Below are 19694 nucleotides of genomic sequence, written 5' to 3' on the forward strand. Positions count from 1 at the left end.
CCGCAAGAAACCATAGGCACCCATAAAGAACTGAGTAATCGGCCCTGAACCGTACTGCTGTTACGAAGAAAAACCTCTGCTACGTCCGCCAAAAAAGCCACTACGTCCACCCGAAGGACGAGTCGTTCGTACGACGCGCGATGTGCGTACGTTTTCGCGTAGTTGCTGGGAGCGGTCAAATGCGCCAGAGTTGGCGTAGAAACCAGAACCATATCGACGCTCATCGGCGCGATACTGAGGGGCTGTTGATCGGCCCAGCATATAGCCCAGACTTCCCCAAAGCAAGGCACTCGACAGGCCGCTGTGATGATGGTAGGACTGATAAGCGCCCGGATTCTGCAAGTACGTTCGGGTCGATTCGTCGGAGTCAACCAGTTTTTTAGCCGCTTCTATGCTGAGTGTATCGCGGTGACCGTCGTAGTAACTGACAATGGCCCCGGCTTTATCGGGGTCGGCCTGAACTTCGTCGGTAATTTTAAAATTACCCGGCGCTGTTTCAGTGATATAGGTTCGAACGCCCTGTTTAAAGCTCGTTTCGGTCTGCTCGGGTTCGTCGGACTGGTTATTGCCGCAGCTTTGCAGCAAGACAGCGCCATTCAGTAAGGCAAGGCTTAGGGTAGCACTCAGTGTAATATCTTTTACGCGTCGTAGAAAGGTATGTTTGCGGAGAGGTGTCATAACTAGGTACGTTTATAACTACTAAACTAGCGCACCTCCTACAGGGTTGCAAATAGATACGGATAAACCGTTCTGCGTGTAAACTAACGGTCGTTAGAACGGACGATAGTGGTTTCCGAATAAGATGGCAACCCCAGCCGATACACTAACGACGCTAACAGGACGATTGCTGCTGTAATACGAGCTTTCCGACTGGCCGTTTGTTGTTTTGGCTTTCGATGTCAGGTTGTTGAACGTGCAAAGCGCTTGTGTATAATCGCCGTTCAAGTTTAGTGAGAAGCTACGCCCTAATCGATATTTCAGACTTAGACCACCGCCTAAAGCCGTTGCCCAGCTTTCTGAACCGGTCGTCTGCACCGACATATTCACATCGCCGATATTACCATTGATGGCCGTGTTGGGCAGCACCGCCATGGCGCGGCCAGCCAGCAATCGGGCATCAAGGGAGAAGCGACCCATAGGAATACTGACGTACGGACCTCCCATGATTGTCGTTACAGACCAGTGGTCGGCTTTGGCCGTCCATACATCCTGCTCCGATCGATAAACGTTCGTTAGTAGGGCGTCGGTTTGTAAGGCGTTACGGTGTTGTTCGGCTTTGATCATCAAACCTACCGGGCCAATGAGCCGATAGCCCGCTGATAAATTTATGGATACACCACGTCCAGCCATACTAGCCTGTTCTTCGCCAGGAGCGCAACTGCCGAAGAGGCCAACCGGTAAACTGGCTCCGGCAGACACCGCGAAGAAGCCTTTCTTATCCTGATGGGATAAAATAAAGCTTTTCTGGCAGAAGGAAACGGTGGTCATTCCGGCGGCTAAAACGGTTAGATAGAACTTCTTCATGGCGTAATTGGCTACAAATGAGTTTGGTATAGGTCCTCAGTAGACTTTATAAACAAATTCAATGCCACAATTACGCCTTTACTGAATTAAATCGGTTTGGTGTCTTTTAAGAGTCTCAGATACACACCGTTAGTCCAGCCAAACCCATCCTGGTTAGGGTATTCTCCTCCACCCGTTGTAAGCGATGCATCAACAACATTATATTTTTCCATCATTTTACCGGTGGCTTTAAATACCTTGTCGTTCAAGGCCAGCCAGCGGTCGCGGCCTTCATTGGCTGTTTCCTGAAAGCCGTAGTTCTGCAAGCCCCGATACACGATCCACTGTAAGGGAGCCCAGCCATTGGGCCAATCCCATTGCTGACTGCTACGTTCCAATGTTGTGACCCAGCCACCAGCCTGCAGAAAATCGTCTTTTAGTCGTTCATGAACGCGAGCAGCCTGTTCTGACGTAGCAATGTTGAAGAACAGCGGAAAAACACCGGCCAGTGTCAGATAAGGGGTTTGCTGTTTAGTTACCGCATCATAGTCATGAAAAAAACCAGTTTCATCGTTCCAGAAGAGTTGCTGAATAGCCTGTTTGCGACGTGTGCTGAGTGATTCAAAGTCGTCGGGTGTTGTCGAATCATCTGTTTGCGACGTAGCATCCTGTAGTGTCAGCTCAAGGTCGTATAAGAGACAGTTCAGATCGACGGGAACAAAGTCGGCTGTATGGATCAGGGCCATTGAGTTGGGGTCTGAAAACCAGCGGCTGCTAAAATCCCAGCCCGATTCGCAGGCGGCCCGGATGTGCATATACAGCACTTCTGGTTTTACACCCATCTCTTTTGCTTCGTCGGTTAATTCGATTTCCTGTCGGTAGGCTTCAGGGCGGGGAGTAGGCGTATTATCCCAGTACCGATTGAGGTAGGTTTGCGTGTCGATTTTAACGACTCGCTGATGCAGGTTTTGACCATCGGGAATCAGGCTTTTGCCAGCCATCCAGAAATCGTACTCGCGTTTTAATTGAGGCAAGTATTTCGTCAGTACGTCATGGCCTTCAATAGCCGCCAGTAATTTCACCATCAGCGAGAAATAAGGCGGTTGCGACCGACTCAGGAAATAGGTTCTGTTCCCGTTCGGAATGAACCCAAATCGATCAATCAGATAGGCGAAATTGTCGACCATGCCCTGGATCAGCTCAAGGCTGTTGGGAGTTGTTTCAAGCGACTCCTGAAGACCCAGCATCGTAAAATAACTATCCCAATAAAATATTTCCCGGAATCGACCGCCCGGAACAATGTATGGGAAAGGCAAGGCGATACGTGAACCCCCCATTTCAGGCGTATCGGCCTGCCGAGTTAGTCTGTCCCAAAGTCGATTGATGTGCTCGGCGGTAGAGACCGACGTATCGCTAACGTAGTTGCTGGCTACTTTTTCGGGTACTCTAAAGTTGGTACGTATGAATGTTTCCAGGTCAAAATCGGGTTTCGTTTTTTCCGTATCGTATAACGCAATCACCTCGGCCGGGGACGATTTCGGTACGGAGTCAACAAAGGTTTTCGAGTCAGTGAACACATGGCCTAGTTGTACATCACGAAAAAACTGACCGAAGAGCTGGTCAGGCGATAGGGGATTCGATTGTTTGGTCAAAGTAATTAAAACTAGTCGTTAAGTGTACTAAATGTGACGGTAGGTTTTGTTAGAACAAAAGAAATAATATAATTCTAACGGGAAAAGAAAATCAGTATGTTTATGACCTCTAAACGAGTAACCACCGTATTTTATGAACTATTGGCGTATTAAATTGTCACTCCTACTTAACTATTTTGTTTTCGCCATCTTATTAAACAGCGTTGGAACCGTCATTTTACAGGTTCAGAATAATTATGGCGTATCGGCCTCGTCGGCTAGTGTACTGGAAGCATTTAAAGACCTTACCATTGCTTTTGTTTCGTTTCTGATCGCTTCGTACAGCACACGTATAGGCTACAAACGTGCCATGTTGATTGCGCTGGGTATTGTTACGTTGGCGTGTCTGCTGATGCCCCAGGTGCCGGGCTTCTGGACGACTAAACTACTGTTTGCTGCCACTGGAGCCAGCTTTGCGCTCATTAAAGTCTCCATTTTTGCAACAATAGGACTTATTACGGAAGACGCAAACGAACACGCCAGCTTTATGAATTTTCTGGAGTCGTTCTTCATGATTGGTGTTCTGTCGGGTTATTTTCTGTTCAGCGCCTTTGTTGATGATAATAATCCGCAGTCAACCGCCTGGCTGACGGTGTATTATGTTCTGGCCGGTATTGCTCTGATTACTTTTCTATTGCTCCTGAGTACACCCATTGATGAATCGAGTGTTGAGCATGAACAGGCTAAATCGCTAGCCGACGACTTGGGAGATATGGTTAAACTGGCTATTACGCCGGTTGTGATGGTTTTTGTGCTGACGGCTTTTGTGTACGTATTGATGGAACAGGGTATCATGAGCTGGCTGCCAACCTTCAATAGTAAGATTCTGAAACTGCCGACCTCGCTTAGTATTCAAATGGCTAGTATTCTGGCCGCGTCTACAGCAATCGGCCGTTTTCTGGCGGGCGTTTTACTACGTCGTTTGTCGTGGTACTGGCTATTGATTGGTTGTCTGATCACGGCTGCCGGACTGGTTATGCTGGCGTTGCCCATGGCTAGTTCGGTGGGCAATACCGTAGTGACGGGCTGGGCCGATGCGCCAATGGCCGCGTTTATCTTCCCGCTGATTGGTCTGCTGATTGCTCCCATTTATCCGGCCATTAACTCCGCCATTCTGAGCAGTTTACCGCTTCGGAAGCATGGGCCAATGGCAGGCCTGATCGTTATATTTTCGGCACTGGGTGGAACAACTGGTTCACTAATAACGGGACACGTTTTCGAAACCTACGGCGGACAAACGGCCTTCTACTTTTCGTTAGTGCCCATTGGTCTGTTACTGCTTCTGTTGACAGCATTCCGCCGGATGCAGGCCAGAGCTGGTGTCAGCAGCGTTTTGAAGGAGACGGCCAGCGTTGGCGCTCACTAATCTCGTGTAGTTCTTTTTAACGTAAAATTGCCAGAGAAGTTAATGCTGAACGATGCTGCCCAATCTTTTCCTGTACTGGAGGGTTTACGGCTTGCTTATCTGTAAAGCTACCTTGCGATTCAGGTCAAATCTTCGTAAATTAGCCAGATTACTCAGCTCGACTAATGAACTTCAAATTAACGTCAGAATTTCAGCCAACGGGCGACCAGCCGAAGGCTATCGAACAACTGCTTAAGGGATTAAAAGAAGGCGAACCGGCGCAGGTTTTGCTGGGCGTAACGGGGTCCGGTAAAACATTCTCAGTTGCCAACGTTATCGCTCATACGAACCGCCCAACGCTTGTATTAAGTCATAATAAAACGTTGGCAGCGCAGCTATACGGCGAATTCAAGCAGTTTTTTCCGGAAAATGCCGTCGAGTATTTTATTAGCTACTACGACTACTACCAGCCCGAAGCCTACATTGCCACGACTAATACGTACATCGAAAAAGACCTGGCTATCAATGAAGAAATCGACAAGCTTCGGCTCGCTGCTACGTCGGCTCTGATGAGTGGTCGGCGCGATGTAATTGTGGTAGCGTCAGTGTCGTGCATCTACGGTATGGGCAACCCCGAAGAGTTTAAACGGAACGTAGTGAATATTGGTGTGGGCGAACGACTGAGCCGAAATCAGTTCTTACACCAACTGGTTGGGATTCTGTACAGCCGAACGGAAGGCGATTTTCAGCGTGGCAACTTCCGGGTGAAAGGCGATACCGTCGATCTCTACGTAGCGTATGCCGATTTTGCCTATCGGGTTATTTTCTTCGGCGATGAAATCGAAACCATTCAGCGGATAGATCCGTCGACGGGTAAGAAAATTTCGGAGGAACGTATCGTAACCATCTTCCCGGCAAACCTCTTTGTAACCGGCCGCGATACGCTCAACAATGCGATGTATGAAATTCAGGATGATCTGGTTTCGCAGGTCCGCTATTTTGAATCGGAGTTTCGGGAGCAGGAGGCTACCCGTATCAAAGAACGTACGGAGTTCGATCTGGAAATGATGCGGGAACTGGGCTATTGTTCCGGTATTGAAAACTATTCCCGCTATTTTGATCGGCGGCAGCCGGGACAACGTCCATTCTGTTTGCTCGATTATTTTCCGGACGATTATCTGCTGGTGATTGACGAAAGCCACGTAACGATTCCGCAGATACGGGCCATGTGGGGTGGGGACCGCTCCCGTAAAACGGCGCTTGTCGATTACGGATTCCGGCTGCCCTCCGCGATGGATAACCGCCCGCTGACGTTTCAGGAGTTCGAAGATTTATCGGGACAAACGATCTACGTATCGGCCACACCCGCCGATTATGAATTGCGGAAAAGCGAGGGTGTTGTGGTCGAACAACTGATTCGTCCAACTGGCCTGCTCGATCCAGAAATTGAAGTACGGCCAAGTCTGAACCAGATCGACGATTTATTGGAGTCGATCGATGGCCGGATTAAAAACGGCGAGCGCGTTCTGGTAACGACGTTAACCAAACGAATGGCCGAAGAGTTGACCAAATATCTGGACCGGGTCGGTATCAAAACGCGCTACATTCACTCAGAGGTGAAAACACTGGACCGGGTCGAAATTCTGCGCGATCTGCGGCTAGGTAATTTCGACGTATTGGTTGGTGTGAACCTCCTCCGCGAAGGACTCGATTTGCCGGAAGTGTCGTTGGTGGCGATCATGGATGCCGATAAAGAAGGATTCCTGCGCGATATACGATCGCTGATTCAGACCATCGGCCGGGCCGCCCGAAACGCGAATGGAAAAGTGATTATGTATGCCGATACCATTACGGGATCGATGCAGAAAGCAATCGATGAAACCAACCGACGTCGGGCCATTCAGATGGAATACAACGCCGATAATGGTATTGTGCCGACAACCGTATTGAAGTCGAGGGAGGCAATCATGGGTCAGACTAAAGTGGCTGATTCCAAAGCGAAACACTTCTACGTTGAGCCGGAAGAGATACGTATTGCCGCCGATCCGGTGGTGCAATACATGGGCCGTGGCGACCTGGAAAAAATCATTGCCGAAACGCAGTCGAAAATGGAGCGGGCGGCCAAAGACCTTGACTTCCTCGAAGCGGCTCGTCTGCGCGATGAACTGTTCCAGCTTCGGGATAAACTGAAGAAAGAAACAGCCTAATATCGACGTATTTATAAACCATTCTGCTGGCAGGCAATCGTAGCCTGCCAGCTTTTTTACAGCCAGTCCTTACACTGCCTTTTCTTTGAATTCCTGGATATGGCCCCGTTCCAGAAAATGGGCGTAAAAATCCGGTATATGGCTCATTCGTATAGCCTCAATAGTCTGCTCGATTGGATAAGGCACATGAACGAGTTCGTAGGTCACGGCATCGGGAGAGAACTGGCTTTGGGCCGAGAGGGTAATCAGCAGGTACGTAGCAAGTGGTTTGGTTTCCTTCGATCGGCCAACCGAGCCGCAGTTTATAGCTAGTTTAGGGATAGGATCGGTAGTCGTTGCGGAAGAGAGGGACCGTATGTATGATAGATGCGTATGACCCATAACCAACGTATCGGCGTTTTTGGCCTCCATCATAGCCCGTAGATCCTGCTCGTCGTGGTTTTCATAAATATACTCGTCTATCGCTCGTGGGCTGGCATGAACCAGTAGAAGGTTCAACCGGCTTTCTCCGAACGTAAACGAAAGCCTGCATTCTCTGGGAAGGCTGGCCAGGTACGCTTTGTTATCGGGGCGGATTGTCTGGCGGGTATAATCGATAGCCGAAAACCGAACCTGCGTCTCGGTAGCACTATGTTTCTTGAGCGGAACGGTAGGGAGATCGAAGGCGATACGTTCGTCATGATTGCCCATCAACGTAGTGATCCGGTTTTTCCGTATTCTATCAATAACCTCGTTGGGCCAGGGCGCGAAGTCAACCAGATCGCCCAGGCAAAAAATCTGGTCAACGTTACGTTGGTCTATATCCTTCAGAACGGCGTCGAGAGCAGGTAGATTGGCGTGGATATCGCTGATAATGGCGATTGTTAGCATGGCACATCAATAAAAATGATCCGCAAAGGTATCTGTCGGCTCGGCTATTCCCCTCGATAAATAACGCTTTCTGTAGGACAAATCACTACGTTGTCCGGCTAATAAGCTATTTTTTGGCAAGAGCAATAATAATGGGTCGTTCGACTGGATGTCCAAGATTACCGATCGTATGGTCAATTTCTTCCAGAATAGCCTCCAATGAAAAAGGAGCCGATTGTAGAAGGTTGATCGCCATTGACTTATCATAGGTTTGGAAGCCATATTGCGTAAAGGGTAGATTATCCATAAACCCTTTGTCGGCGAATACAAGCGCAAACCGACCTCCCGGTTTAAGAACACGATAAATCTCGGCGATGTAGCTGACTGGGTCTTGCCAGAAATAAACCGTGTTGACGGTCAGGATTTTGTCGAACGAATTGTCAGCAAACGGCATCGTTTGCCCGTCCGACAAAACAAACGATACCTGATTCGAAGCCACTAGTCCGGTATTTCGCCGTTGAGCCTCCTGAATCATCGTTTCCGAAATGTCGACGCCAACGTAACGAACGCCCTCGGCTGCGTTCACTACCGCATCGGCTTGGACAGCGTTGCCCGGTCCGATTTCCAGCACCGTGTCGTTATTGGCGATTGCCAGGATGTCGAAGCCGCGTTTTGTCATATTCAGATTACTGCGGTTCATGCGCTCGCCGGTAGCAATACCCATTTCGCCCGAGGGACAGCTCAATTGTTGGGCAATTTCCTTTAAGTCCGCTTCAGTCCATTCTTTAGCCATACTTGCTGGTTGAGGTTGGTGAATCGTGAAGTAACAAAAATCCAAAGACAACATTGTGCAAAATTCGCCCTTCAATAGAATGTCGCAGTAATCGGAACGCAGCAACCGATTGGTTTAAATGAATTCTCTATCTTGCAGAGACTATAACCCTAATTCCACCTATGAAACGTGTGTTTATCATCCTCGGCATAATTGCCGCTTTATTGCTTCTCGGTTTCTTTGGACTACGTTTCTGGACGAAGTCGGGAAGTCCTGAAGCAGAGGTGATTATTGATCAGGATGGATTTCGGGTAAAGGTGGCTTATTGTCGGCCCTATAAAAAAGGACGTACCATTTTCGGCGGGTTGGTTCCCTACGGAAAAGTCTGGCGTACCGGCGCCAATGAAGCCACGATCATCGAGTTAGCCCAGGACGTAACAATTGCCGGTAAACCGTTGAATGCTGGTCAGTATTCGCTCTGGACAATCCCAACCCCCGACAAGTGGACGATTATTTTTAATCGGGAAACTGGGCAGTGGGGCACCAACTATAATGCTACCGACGACGTATTACGCGTTCCCGTATCTTCACAAAAGCATAGCCCGCCAGTTGACCAGTTTACGATCAGCTTTGATGCGCAGAAAGAAGGGGCCAATATGCTGCTGACCTGGGATGAAACCGAAGCCGTTGTGCCGATTCAACGTCGTTGATACGTAGTGAATTCGACGTAGCATCAGGTACTAGCGGTGAAAACTGGTGGCTATGAACGTCAACGCATCAGGCAGGCCCGTACGCCAGTAGCTCCACGTGTGGGCCCCATCGCGCACCCGGTATTCGTGCGGAATCTGACGGTCCAGTAAGGCAATATGGAGCATCGAATTACCGATAGTTAACGCGTCGTCGTCGCCACAATCAATATACCAGCGTACTTTTTTTAGATCGGCTTCCGGCGCTGACCGGGCTAACGTAATGGGACTGTTCCGTTTCCAGGTAATCGTTAAGCGGTTTTCGCCGGTAACGGGGCCGCTGAAAATGGGCGCATATACCGTATTGTAACGTTCTTCGGGGATAGCCGCAAAGGTTTCGTCCGTGCGGACGGCCGCGCTCATGGCCGCACAGGCGCTAAACAGTTCGGGATGGTGCATAGCCAGGGTCAGGGAGCCGAAACCGCCCATCGACAAGCCCGAAAGTGCCCGGAACTCCCGTTGTGGCCGGGTACGAAACATGGTATCGATATGCGGAATGAACTCCTGTACAAACATATCTTCGTAACGAACCTTGTTCTGGTAATCATTGACATAGAACGTAGCGCCAGCGTCGGGCATAACAATAATCATCGGGGAGAGATCGCCCGAGCGAATACCTGCATCCGCAATACGGTCGGCTTCGCCAAATTGAACCCAGCTCGTTTCATTGTCGCCGAGGCCGTGAAGCAGATAAACAACCGGATACCGACGGTTCGATGTGTAATAATCGGGCGGAAGATAGATCGAGAATTTGACCTGTCGGTTGAGCAACGAGCTGTTGAATACCATGCTTTCCAGTAAGCGGGTCTGTGGGGCCGCCACTACCGGAACAGGGCCGTTAGACTGAGGAGTTGTTAATTGTGCCCGTCGGCGCGATTGCCCCAGCGTTGTGAGCAGTGGTACTATGGCAAGCAAAAAGACGAGTAGAGAGCGGGTTATCATGGATTTTCAGGGTATAAGGCGGTTAAATTTATGCGAAATTTGGCCGAAATTAGAAATAGGCGCACCTCTAGTGCGTTCTCTGTCATAACATCTCCTTGTTCTGTTAACGAAATAACGTTGTTGAGTATGCACAAAAGTTTACTCCTTATTCTGCTTTTTGTCTCTTTCCATACTACCAGCCTCTTTTCACAGACGTTACCCGATTGGGAGGACCCACAGGTTATCAGCCTGCATACCGAAAAACCACACGCTACGTTGATTCCCTTTGCTACTGAGCAGCAGGCGCTCGACGTAACAGATTGGCGAACATCGCCCTATGTGAAGATGCTGAATGGAAGCTGGAAATTCAGATGGTTGAAACATCCTAATCAGATTCCCGCTGATTTTTTTCAGCCGACAGTCAACGACCAAAACTGGGATGATCTGCTGGTTCCATCAAACTGGCAGGTGGTGGGTGCCCGCGAAGGACGGCCCTATGATCGGCCCATCTTTACGAATATAAAGCATCCGTTTCCGGCTACTCCGCCCCGTATTACGACCGATACGAATGCCGTAGGATTATATCGGCTACGGTTTACGATCCCCGACAATTTTCGGGGACGTAACGTTTTCCTGCATTTTGCGGGCGTTCAGTCAACGTGTCGGGTGTATCTGAATGGGCAGTTGGTTGGCTATCATGAAGATAGCATGACCCCGGCCGAATTTCGTATCAACGACAAGCTGAAATCTGGTGAAAATCTGCTGGCTGTGGAGGTAATCAACTGGTCGGATGGAAGTTACCTGGAAGATCAGGATTTCTGGCGCATATCGGGCATTTTTCGGGATGTATTTCTGTATGCTACGCCCACTACCTACCTGCGCGACCTCTATGTCGTAACCGATCTGGATGATCAGTACAATGATGCTACGTTGAAAGTGACGGCTAGCGTTCGTAATCTGTCGCCTACTGGAACAAAAGCACCGTATCGGCTCAAAGCCACTTTGTATGATCCCAAACGTGCGGTGGTTTTCACGGAAACAATCAATTCCGAAAATGCGGTCGATACGGGCGAAGAGGCTATTTTTCGGGTGAGCAAGGTTGTGAAGGCACCGGCGCTCTGGAGTGCAGAATCGCCATCGCTCTACACGCTGATCCTGCAATTGATTGGAACGGATGGTCAGCCGTCGGAAGCCGTTAGCCAACGTATTGGATTTCGGGAGATGAAATTAGCGGGGGGACAATTGCTGCTCAATGGCAAGCCTGTTACGTATAAAGGTGTCAACCGGCACGAATTTGACCCAAATACGGGTCGTGTAATCAGCCGGGAGTCGATGATTCAGGATATCAGGCTGATGAAGCAGCATAACATCAATGCGGTTCGAACCTCGCATTATCCGAACGTAACGGACTGGTATGATCTCTGCGACGAGTATGGCCTGTATGTGATTGACGAGGCCAATATCGAGAGCCACGAATTATGGTCGAAGGGGCAGTCGCCAGCCGCTAAACCCGAATGGCGCGATGCCTTTGTGGCGCGTGGAAGGGCAATGGTGGAACGGGACAAAAATCATCCGTCTATTGTGATCTGGTCGTTAGGCAACGAGAGCGACATGGGCCAGAATTTCCGGGATATGGCCGATATTATAAAACTAATCGATCCAACGCGCCCCATCCATTACGAGGGCCGTAGGCCCTATAACGCTACGTCGCTGACCAGTTTCGACATCATTTCAACCATGTATCCATCGGTCGACGATATAGTGAAGCTGATGGAAAAAGATCCGTCCCGCCCTGTCATTGTCTGCGAATACGCTCATTCAATGGGTAACAGCGTGGGCAATCTGAAAGACTATTGGGCGGCCATTGACAAATATCCGCGTCTGCAGGGCGGCTTTATCTGGGACTGGGTCGATCAGGGATTGCGGTTGAAAAATAAAGCGGGGAAGGGGTTTACCGATCACATTAACGCTATCGATGGGGCCAACGCTGGCGATGGCCTGGTTAACCCAGATCGGACACCGCAACCCGAAATCAATGAAGTTAAACTCGTCTATCAATACGTTAAGCTGACAACGCCAACCGCTTTATCGGCGGGTCAACCCGTGAAAATACACGTACGGAATAACTACAACTTCATGTCGCTGGAGCCGTTTCGGCTAGAGTGGGAGTTGATCCGTAACGGAGAAGTCGTTCAGCGGGGTGGCGAAAATAATCTGGTCGCTAAACCGGGGCAGACCCAGGTGTTAACATTGCCGGTACGTATTGACGACGTAATTGATATGAGGCAGATTACGGGCAACGCCCGGGCCATGGCTGCTAATCAGGCCCCTTTGCTGAATGAGTATTTTCTAAACGTGAGCATCCGGCTTAAACAGGCCACGAGCTGGGCACCGGCTGGGCACGACGTAGCGTCGGGGCAGTTTCCGGTAAAATTAACGTCGCTGGAGCCTCGGGTGCTGGCAATGAACCGGATTCCTGTCCTGAAAGCGACTTCGTCGGCTACGTCGATAACGGTACGGGGAAAAGATTTTGCCGTTGTATTCGATAAGAAAATGGGTACGCTGAGCCAATGGTTTTTCCACGGGGTGAACATAGTAGCCAAAGGGCAGACAGCGACAGATTCCGTGATCCCAGGCCTTCAACCTGGATTCTGGCGCGTACCAACCGATAATGACGAAGGGGGAGGAGCCAGCTCATTTGCCGCCCGCTGGCGTAAGGCTGGCCTGGATACGATGAAAGCCAGGCCGGTTGATGTAAAACTGGACGCCCGGCCTCAGATGGTGCGAGTAAGTTTTACGAATGAGTTGCTGGGTAATGGTGGTAGTATCCGCCAGCAAACCGATTATCTGGTGTATGGTACGGGCGATGTGGAGGTGACAACAACCTACACTCCGTCTGGTTCATTGCCTCCGCTGGCTCGTGTAGGGATGCAGATCCAGTTGCCAGCCACCTATACGCAGATAGCCTGGTATGGGCGAGGGCCTTTTGAAAGTTACGCCGATCGGAAGGAAGCCGCTAAAGTGGGGTTGTATGAAGGAAAAGTCGCCGACCAGTTCTTTCCCTACATAATGGCGCAGGAAAACGGTAACAAAACGGAGGTTCGCTGGGCCAAACTTACGAATGAAAAAGGGGGAGGTCTGCTGATTATAAGTGATATACGTAGTGGTGCTACGCTTGATATCAACGCTCGGGATTATACCAATGAAGCCTTGTTAAACGCCAAAAAGCCTGATCAACAAAACCTTGAACGCGGGAATGTAACGGTTGTCTCGATCGATATGGCGCAGATGGGACTAGGGGGCGATGACAGCTGGAGTCCTCGCGTTCATCCAGAATACCAGCTCCCGGCCAATAAATCATACACCTATACATTTCGGTTACGTCCAATTGATACCCGCACTAACGTAGCGGACGTGGTTGGCCTTCTTTTGCCGCGTTAAGCCCGTGGTTGATAGGCAATAATTATGCTCAGCTGTATAAAATCAGACATTTTAGCTATGGTCCTATAAACAAAGCAAATTCGGTCTTTTGAACAAAGTCGCCCGGAAAACGGCACCCTAGTTTTGTATCAACAAAAACAAAAAAGAAAATGATACAGAACAACAACCAGGGCGCACTACAACGTCCACTCGGCACAGGTTTCAACGCTCAATCGACAACCAGCGATGTGATTGCAGGGATCGACCTCACCGGCAAGGTCGCTATTGTAACGGGGGGTAATGCGGGTATTGGCGTAGAAACGACCCGCACACTGGCAGCCGCTGGCGCAACCGTGATCGTGCCAGCAAGGGATGTAGAAAAAGCCCGGAAAAATCTGGAGGGAATTGCCAATGTTGAGATCGAAGCCATGGATATGATGAATCCAGCTTCCATAGATGCATTTGCCGAAAAATTTCTGGCATCAGGCAGGCCGCTACATATCCTGATCAATAACGCCGGGATCATGTGGGTGCCGCTGCAACGCGATGAACGTGGTATTGAATCGCAGCTGGCTACCAACTATATCGGTCAGTTTCACCTTACGGCAAAGTTGTGGCCTGCTCTGAAACGCGCCAATGGAGCCCGTGTTGTGAATGTTTCGTCATTGGGCCACCACATGGCTCCGTTCAACTTTGACGATCTTAATTTCAACCATCGCGACTATGAAACCCTACAGGCCTATGGTCAGTCAAAAACAGCCAGCAATCTATTCGCGCTGGAGCTTGACAATCGGGCGAAAGGTGTCAATGTGCGAGCCTTTTCGGTGCACCCAGGTTCAATTGCAGGAACGGAGTTGGGACGGAACGCATCGATGGATCTTTGGAAGCAAATGGGGTTCCTGGACGATGATGGTAATATGCGCGCCGACGTACTGGCAAACCTAAAAACAATTCCGCAGGGTGCCGCTACGTCGGTATGGGCCGCAACCAGTCCACTCCTGAATAATCTGGGCGGTGTATACTGCGAAGATGGTGACATCGCCGAATTACTACCGGCCGATCCTGCCATACCTACCAATGCCAAACTACATCAACGGGGTGTACAGCAGTATTCACTGGACGATGCCAGCGCCAAACGTCTGTGGACGCTGACCGAAGAAATGATCGGAATTAACTTCAATGTAAACGAATAGCTGGAAAATCACCGGCAGAGAGAGGTTGTAAAAGACGATTTAGAAAAGGGTATGGACTATCAGTCGACATACGTAACGCCGGAGATCAAACTATCCAGCTACGAAGACAAGCTATTTAAAACAGAGATTGTCTTCGACCATCATATGCTGATCTGGTTCATTGAGGGAGAAACGAAGATTATTCAGGCAGAAACAAGCTATACCTTCGCATCAGGCGATATTTTCCTGATCCCCCGGAACCAGTTAGCTACGATTATCAACTATCCGAAAGGCAATCAGCCCCATAAGACGGTTGTGATGCATTTGTCTACAAGTCGACTGAGGGATTTTTATCAGGGAGTAACCATCAAATCGTCAGCGGGCAGCTCTTTTAAGATCAGACGTTTTGGTGATCACCCCTTGTTGAAAAGCTGTTTTGCTTCGCTAGCTCCCTATTTCGACCTGACCGAACCGCTACCGGAGCATCTCGCAGCTATTAAAATCAAGGAAGCCATCAGCCTGCTTCGGCTAATCGACCCCAATATTGATACTTTGCTGACCAATTTTGACAGTCCCGCAAAGCTGGACCTGGTCGATTTTATGGAGCGAAACTATATGTTCAATATGCCGCTGGAACGATTTGGCTACCTGACAGGAAGAAGTCTCACTACGTTTAAACGCGACTTTAAAAAGCTGTTCGACACCACACCTCAGAAATGGCTGACCCAAAAACGACTGGAACTGGCCCATTACCAGTGTAGTCAAAAGAGTAGCAGGCCGGTTGATGTCTGTTATGAGGTTGGCTTCGAGAATTTCTCCCATTTCTCTTTCGCGTTCAAAAGACATTTTGGCTATCCGCCCACCAAATTAGTCGCTCTCGGGGCTATGCGTTAGTCCGCTATCAGGAATGTTGCCTAGTTGTATGAATCGTTGCTGTCAGGAACGATAGAGGAAACTATTGCCAATCCATCGGCGTGAGATGCATCCGTTCATCCACTAAAATCTAGCTATCATGACCATTTTCCCAGTCAATACCCAGAGATGTACCAACAAAAGGACGAAAAAAGGTCTGGTGTTCATTCCAGATATCAGTGGATTTACGCAGTTGGTACGTAGCACGGACCTGGTAACCGGACAGCTGATTACGTATGAATTGTTATCGACCATTATTCGGAAAAATGGACTGAATATGCAGATCGCAGAAATTGAAGGAGATGCGGTGTTCTTCTACAAATGGAAAGCGACGCCTTCCGTCAATGATTTGTATGCCCAGTTTGAACAACTCAAGATTGCCTTCGATCGTAAAATTGCGGAGCTGGAGAATAAGTACGCTATGAAGCTGGACCTGCACCTTAAAGCGATCGCACATTATGGAGAAATGGCGGAGTTCTCCGTGGGCGGTTTCCGCAAGCTATACGGCGAGGTAGTTGTCGAATCTCATCGATTGTTAAAGAATAACATTCCCGGAAAGTCGTACCTGCTTATCACCGATGAACTGATTGCGGCTGCTGAACAACAACTTGTCCATAACCTTTCTCCGGCCATACGTTCCAATAAACTCTGTGAAATCTATGGTGGCTTAAGAAACCTGTGTTTTACCTACATTCTGTTTGAATCTTGTCAATGTACTGCCTGAAAAGTACTAACGGACAGACATAAAATCGAGACTGTAGATAAGCTTACCACATGGTTGTATTCAGCGCATAATTCAAATCAAAAAAACGAACATGACAACTCTAACTGGTAAAATTGCCGTAGTAACTGGTGGCAATAGTGGACTCGGTTTTGCCACCGCAAAAGAACTAATCGCTAATGGTGCCACTGTGATCATCACTGGACGCCGAAAAGAAGCCATCGACAAAGCGGCTACGGAACTAGGTGCCGTTGGTATGCTTGCCAACCACGCCAACCTGACCGATATCGTTGCCCTAACAGAACAGGTTGGACGGGCATTCGGAAAGATAGATATTCTGATGGTGAATGCCGGTACTACAAAACTGACTACCATTGAGGAGGCCACCGAAGACCTGTTCGATGAGGTCATGAATCTGAACCTGAAAGGGGCCTATTTTACGTTGAGCCGGTTTATTCCGATACTGAACGATGGCGCATCGGTTATTATCACATCGTCTTCATCGGCCTCAACTACCAAACCGCATACCTCCATTTATACGGCCAGCAAAACCGCAATTAATGCCGTCGTAAAGATTGCAGCCATTGAACTGGCCCCTCGTCGTATACGGGTCAACGCGGTGAGCCCCGGCCCGTTTGCTACAGAAATTATGGAGAAAGGGGGGATCGGCGATCCAAAAATGCAGGAGTTTATTATTGCAGGGGTGCCACTAGGCAGACTGGGAATAGCTGCTGAAGTTGGCAAGCTGGTCAGTTTCCTGTCCAGTGATGATGCGGCCTTCATCACGGGGGCAGAGTACCTGATCGATGGTGGCCAGTCTCTGAACAAATAAGGACCTTATTGAGGAGTTACCAGGTTCTTCGGCCATCAACAGATGGTTGCTACGCTAACGTAGCGTCGTATTGCCTCAGGAATACGCCGGAGATTACGGTAATTGATCTGATTTAGCATTGAAACCTGGTAAATGGTCCGCTTAACAAAGCCCGCTTGATCCTCAAAACAAAATAAAAGGATGGGAGGTATGCTACCTTTGCGTTAACCACTTTCCGATTAAAGGCATATCGTAAAACCTATTTTTAGTCGATGGATTACGTAGCAAAGTACATCACGGAGGATATTAAGTTATCCTGTTACGAGGACAAATTCTTTAGGTCAGAAATTACGTTCGACCAACATATGCTGGTCTGGTTTATCTCAGGAGAAACGAAGATCGTACAGGCCGAAGGAACGTATCGGTTTCAGAAGGGCGATATCTTTTTGATTCCAAGGAATCAGCTGGCCACCATTATTAACTATCCCAAAGATGGTCTTCCGCACAAAACCGTTGTCATGCACTTAACAAAAGGGTGGTTACAGAACTACTACGCGAAACTCGATAGTAAGGTTAACCCCGAAAAAATACCAAGAATAAGGCATTACAACAATCATCCGCTGCTGGAAAGCTGTATGGCTTCTCTTATTCCTTATTTCGATATGCAGGATCTGCCGGAGAATATCGCTAACCTGAAAATCACAGAAGCCGTTACAATCCTACGATCGATCGATAAGAGTATTGACAATATGCTCGCCAACTTCGAAGATCCGGGTAAGATTGATCTGGCTGAGTATATGGAGCATAATTTTATGTTCAATATGCCAATTGAGAAGTTTGGGTATCTGACTGGCCGAAGTCTGACGACTTTCAAACGTGATTTTAAGAAGACCTTCAACGAAACCCCACAAAAATGGCTGACCCAAAAACGGCTGGAACTGGCTCATTACCAGTTTGTGGAAAAGAAAATGAAACCGATTGATGTATGCTATGAGGTTGGTTTTGAAAACCTTTCACACTTTTCGTTTGCCTTTAAAAAACACTTTGGTTACACACCGACGGAGTTGCTGGGGGCTCCTCATACGAGATAATTTCGCCCTGGAATGGTTTGCTACCGGGCGTTAGAGAGTCATGCTATGATCTAATATAGTATAGTGGTATAGGAGTAACAATGCGTAGCCCTTTGGTATAAGCTCTAATGACGCCAAGTCTGATCAAGGATACCTTCTTTGTCATATAAATAGGGTTTTAGTTGATTAAAGTAACTGAAGCGTTGCGTTGGTAGAGGCTACCATTAAGTAGGATTTAAAGCTGCTTTCTGGGTAAATAACAAGTTATATCTTGTTGCTGCCATTATGTCTATATCATGAATAGTCTTTATTACTTACGTTTGCACTTGTGGACGTAAAAGCACTATTTTCGTCCTTGTGCTGAGGCACACGAAAACCCATACCCACGCGCATGGCCAAATTAATTATCGTAGATGACGAAAAAAGCATTCGGGAAGCTTTACGGGATATTTTAGAGTATGAGGGCTACGAAGTAGACGAGGCTAAAGACGGAGAAGAAGGATTAGAAATGATTTCACGTACGACCTACGACGTAGCGTTGTGCGACATACGCATGCCTAAGATTGAAGGCCTGGAGTTGCTACAGAAGGCGCAGGAAGTTAGTAAGAGCACGCAGTTTATTATGATTTCGGCCTACGGGAATGTGGAAAACGCCGTTGAAGCCACAAAACGGGGCGCCTTCGATTTCATTACAAAACCACCCGATCTGAACCGATTACTCATTACTGTCCGTAACGCCATCGAACGGGCGAAACTGGTTCAGGAAACGAAGACGTTGAAAAAACGGATTTATAAAATCAACGAAATTGTTGGCGAGTCAGAACCAATTCGACGGGTAAAAGAAACCATAAACCGGGTGGCTGCCACGGAAGCGCGGGTGCTTATAACCGGAGCCAATGGTTCTGGTAAGGAAATGGTTGCCAAGCAAATACACGACAAAGGAAACCGTTCGAATCAGGTTCTGGTAGAGGTTAACTGTGCGGCTATTCCTGGCGAACTTATCGAAAGCGAGTTGTTTGGGCATGAAAAAGGCGCTTTCACTGGTGCTGCGGCCCGTCGTGTCGGTAAGTTTGAACAGGCCGATGGGGGAACGCTATTTCTCGACGAGATTGGTGATATGAGCTTGTCGGCACAGGCTAAAGTGCTGCGGGCATTGCAGGAAAGCAAAATTACCCGGGTTGGGGGCGATAAAGAAATCAAAGTCAACGTACGGGTGATTGCAGCTACCAACAAGGATCTGCGACAGGAAATTGCCAATGGTAACTTCCGGGAAGACTTATTTCACCGGCTAAGTGTAATTGTTATTCACGTTCCGCCATTAGCCGAACGCCGGTCCGATATTCCGTTGCTGGTCGATAAGTTCTTGCAGGACATTGCGGCCGATTATGGTGCTGTCGCCAAAGAAATAACGCCCGATGCGATGGCCTATCTACAATCGCTTCCGTGGACAGGCAATGTTCGGGAGCTACGTAACATTGTTGAGCGTCTGGTCATTATGGGCGGAGAGGAAATCTCGCTCGAAGATGTGAAAGCATACGCCTATTTCTAACGAAC

The 19694-nt window shown here is 48.7% G+C and carries 16 protein-coding genes; 10 read left to right on the top strand and 6 right to left on the bottom strand.

All coding sequences use genetic code 11. The annotated features are described in order from the left end of the window. Positions 1–60: 60 nt before the first annotated feature. The 3 genes from GK108_RS04010 to treF all read right to left on the bottom strand — a co-directional run bounded on the left by GK108_RS04010 (position 61) and on the right by treF (position 3155). Positions 61–678, bottom strand: a complete 618-nt coding sequence (locus GK108_RS04010) for a hypothetical protein (RefSeq protein ID WP_163943099.1) — start codon at positions 676–678, stop codon at positions 61–63. 93 nt (positions 679–771) lie between these two features. Further along, positions 772–1524, bottom strand: a complete 753-nt coding sequence (locus GK108_RS04015) for a hypothetical protein (RefSeq protein ID WP_163943102.1) — start codon at positions 1522–1524, stop codon at positions 772–774. Positions 1525–1610: 86 nt separating this feature from the next. After that, entirely contained in the window at positions 1611–3155 is a 1545-nt protein-coding gene (gene treF / locus GK108_RS04020; RefSeq protein ID WP_163943105.1) for an alpha,alpha-trehalase TreF, read from the bottom strand. 133 nt (positions 3156–3288) lie between these two features. Between treF and GK108_RS04025 the strand changes: the two genes are divergently transcribed. Further along, on the top strand, positions 3289–4560 hold the full coding sequence (locus GK108_RS04025; protein ID WP_163943107.1) for an MFS transporter: 1272 nt from the start codon (positions 3289–3291) through the stop codon (positions 4558–4560). Positions 4561–4724: 164 nt separating this feature from the next. Next, positions 4725–6746, top strand: a complete 2022-nt coding sequence (uvrB, locus tag GK108_RS04030; RefSeq protein ID WP_163943110.1) for an excinuclease ABC subunit UvrB — start codon at positions 4725–4727, stop codon at positions 6744–6746. Positions 6747–6815: 69 nt separating this feature from the next. Here the strand turns inward: uvrB and GK108_RS04035 are convergent, their stop codons facing one another. Together GK108_RS04035 and GK108_RS04040 are read right to left on the bottom strand one after the other, a co-directional pair. Beyond that, entirely contained in the window at positions 6816–7616 is an 801-nt protein-coding gene (locus tag GK108_RS04035) for a metallophosphoesterase family protein (RefSeq protein WP_163943113.1), read from the bottom strand. A gap of 106 nt (positions 7617–7722) precedes the next feature. Beyond that, positions 7723–8388 (bottom strand): class I SAM-dependent methyltransferase, encoded by a 666-nt coding sequence (locus GK108_RS04040; protein ID WP_163943115.1) that lies wholly within the window; start codon positions 8386–8388, stop codon positions 7723–7725. 161 nt (positions 8389–8549) lie between these two features. Between GK108_RS04040 and GK108_RS04045 the strand changes: the two genes are divergently transcribed. Beyond that, positions 8550–9077 (top strand): DUF2911 domain-containing protein, encoded by a 528-nt coding sequence (locus tag GK108_RS04045; RefSeq protein ID WP_163943117.1) that lies wholly within the window; start codon positions 8550–8552, stop codon positions 9075–9077. Positions 9078–9107: 30 nt separating this feature from the next. On the opposite strand, the gene GK108_RS04050 is transcribed toward GK108_RS04045, so the two are convergent. After that, positions 9108–10055, bottom strand: a complete 948-nt coding sequence (locus tag GK108_RS04050) for an alpha/beta hydrolase (protein WP_163943119.1) — start codon at positions 10053–10055, stop codon at positions 9108–9110. A gap of 126 nt (positions 10056–10181) precedes the next feature. Here GK108_RS04050 and GK108_RS04055 point away from each other — a divergent pair, with 126 nt between their 5' ends. From GK108_RS04055 to GK108_RS04085, 7 genes are all read left to right on the top strand, one after another. Further along, a complete protein-coding gene (locus GK108_RS04055) occupies positions 10182–13475 on the top strand; it encodes a glycoside hydrolase family 2 TIM barrel-domain containing protein (protein WP_163943122.1) in 3294 nt (1097 codons plus the stop codon). A 149-nt stretch (positions 13476–13624) separates the two neighbouring features. After that, on the top strand, positions 13625–14647 hold the full coding sequence (locus GK108_RS04060) for an SDR family NAD(P)-dependent oxidoreductase (RefSeq protein WP_163943125.1): 1023 nt from the start codon (positions 13625–13627) through the stop codon (positions 14645–14647). A gap of 51 nt (positions 14648–14698) precedes the next feature. Further along, entirely contained in the window at positions 14699–15520 is an 822-nt protein-coding gene (locus GK108_RS04065) for a helix-turn-helix domain-containing protein (RefSeq protein WP_163943130.1), read from the top strand. Positions 15521–15638: 118 nt separating this feature from the next. Next, positions 15639–16262 (top strand): DUF2652 domain-containing protein, encoded by a 624-nt coding sequence (locus GK108_RS04070; RefSeq protein ID WP_163943134.1) that lies wholly within the window; start codon positions 15639–15641, stop codon positions 16260–16262. A gap of 91 nt (positions 16263–16353) precedes the next feature. Further along, entirely contained in the window at positions 16354–17091 is a 738-nt protein-coding gene (locus GK108_RS04075) for an SDR family oxidoreductase (RefSeq protein WP_163943137.1), read from the top strand. A 251-nt stretch (positions 17092–17342) separates the two neighbouring features. After that, positions 17343–18161: a helix-turn-helix domain-containing protein gene (locus tag GK108_RS04080; RefSeq protein ID WP_163943140.1), complete on the top strand. Its 819-nt coding sequence runs from the start codon at positions 17343–17345 to the stop codon at positions 18159–18161. Positions 18162–18531: 370 nt separating this feature from the next. Beyond that, positions 18532–19689, top strand: a complete 1158-nt coding sequence (locus tag GK108_RS04085; RefSeq protein ID WP_163943143.1) for a sigma-54-dependent transcriptional regulator — start codon at positions 18532–18534, stop codon at positions 19687–19689. Positions 19690–19694: the final 5 nt, after the last annotated feature.

The sequence above is a fragment of the Spirosoma terrae genome (genome assembly GCF_010435915.1).
GTDB classification, from domain to species: Bacteria; Bacteroidota; Bacteroidia; order Cytophagales; family Spirosomataceae; genus Spirosoma; species Spirosoma terrae.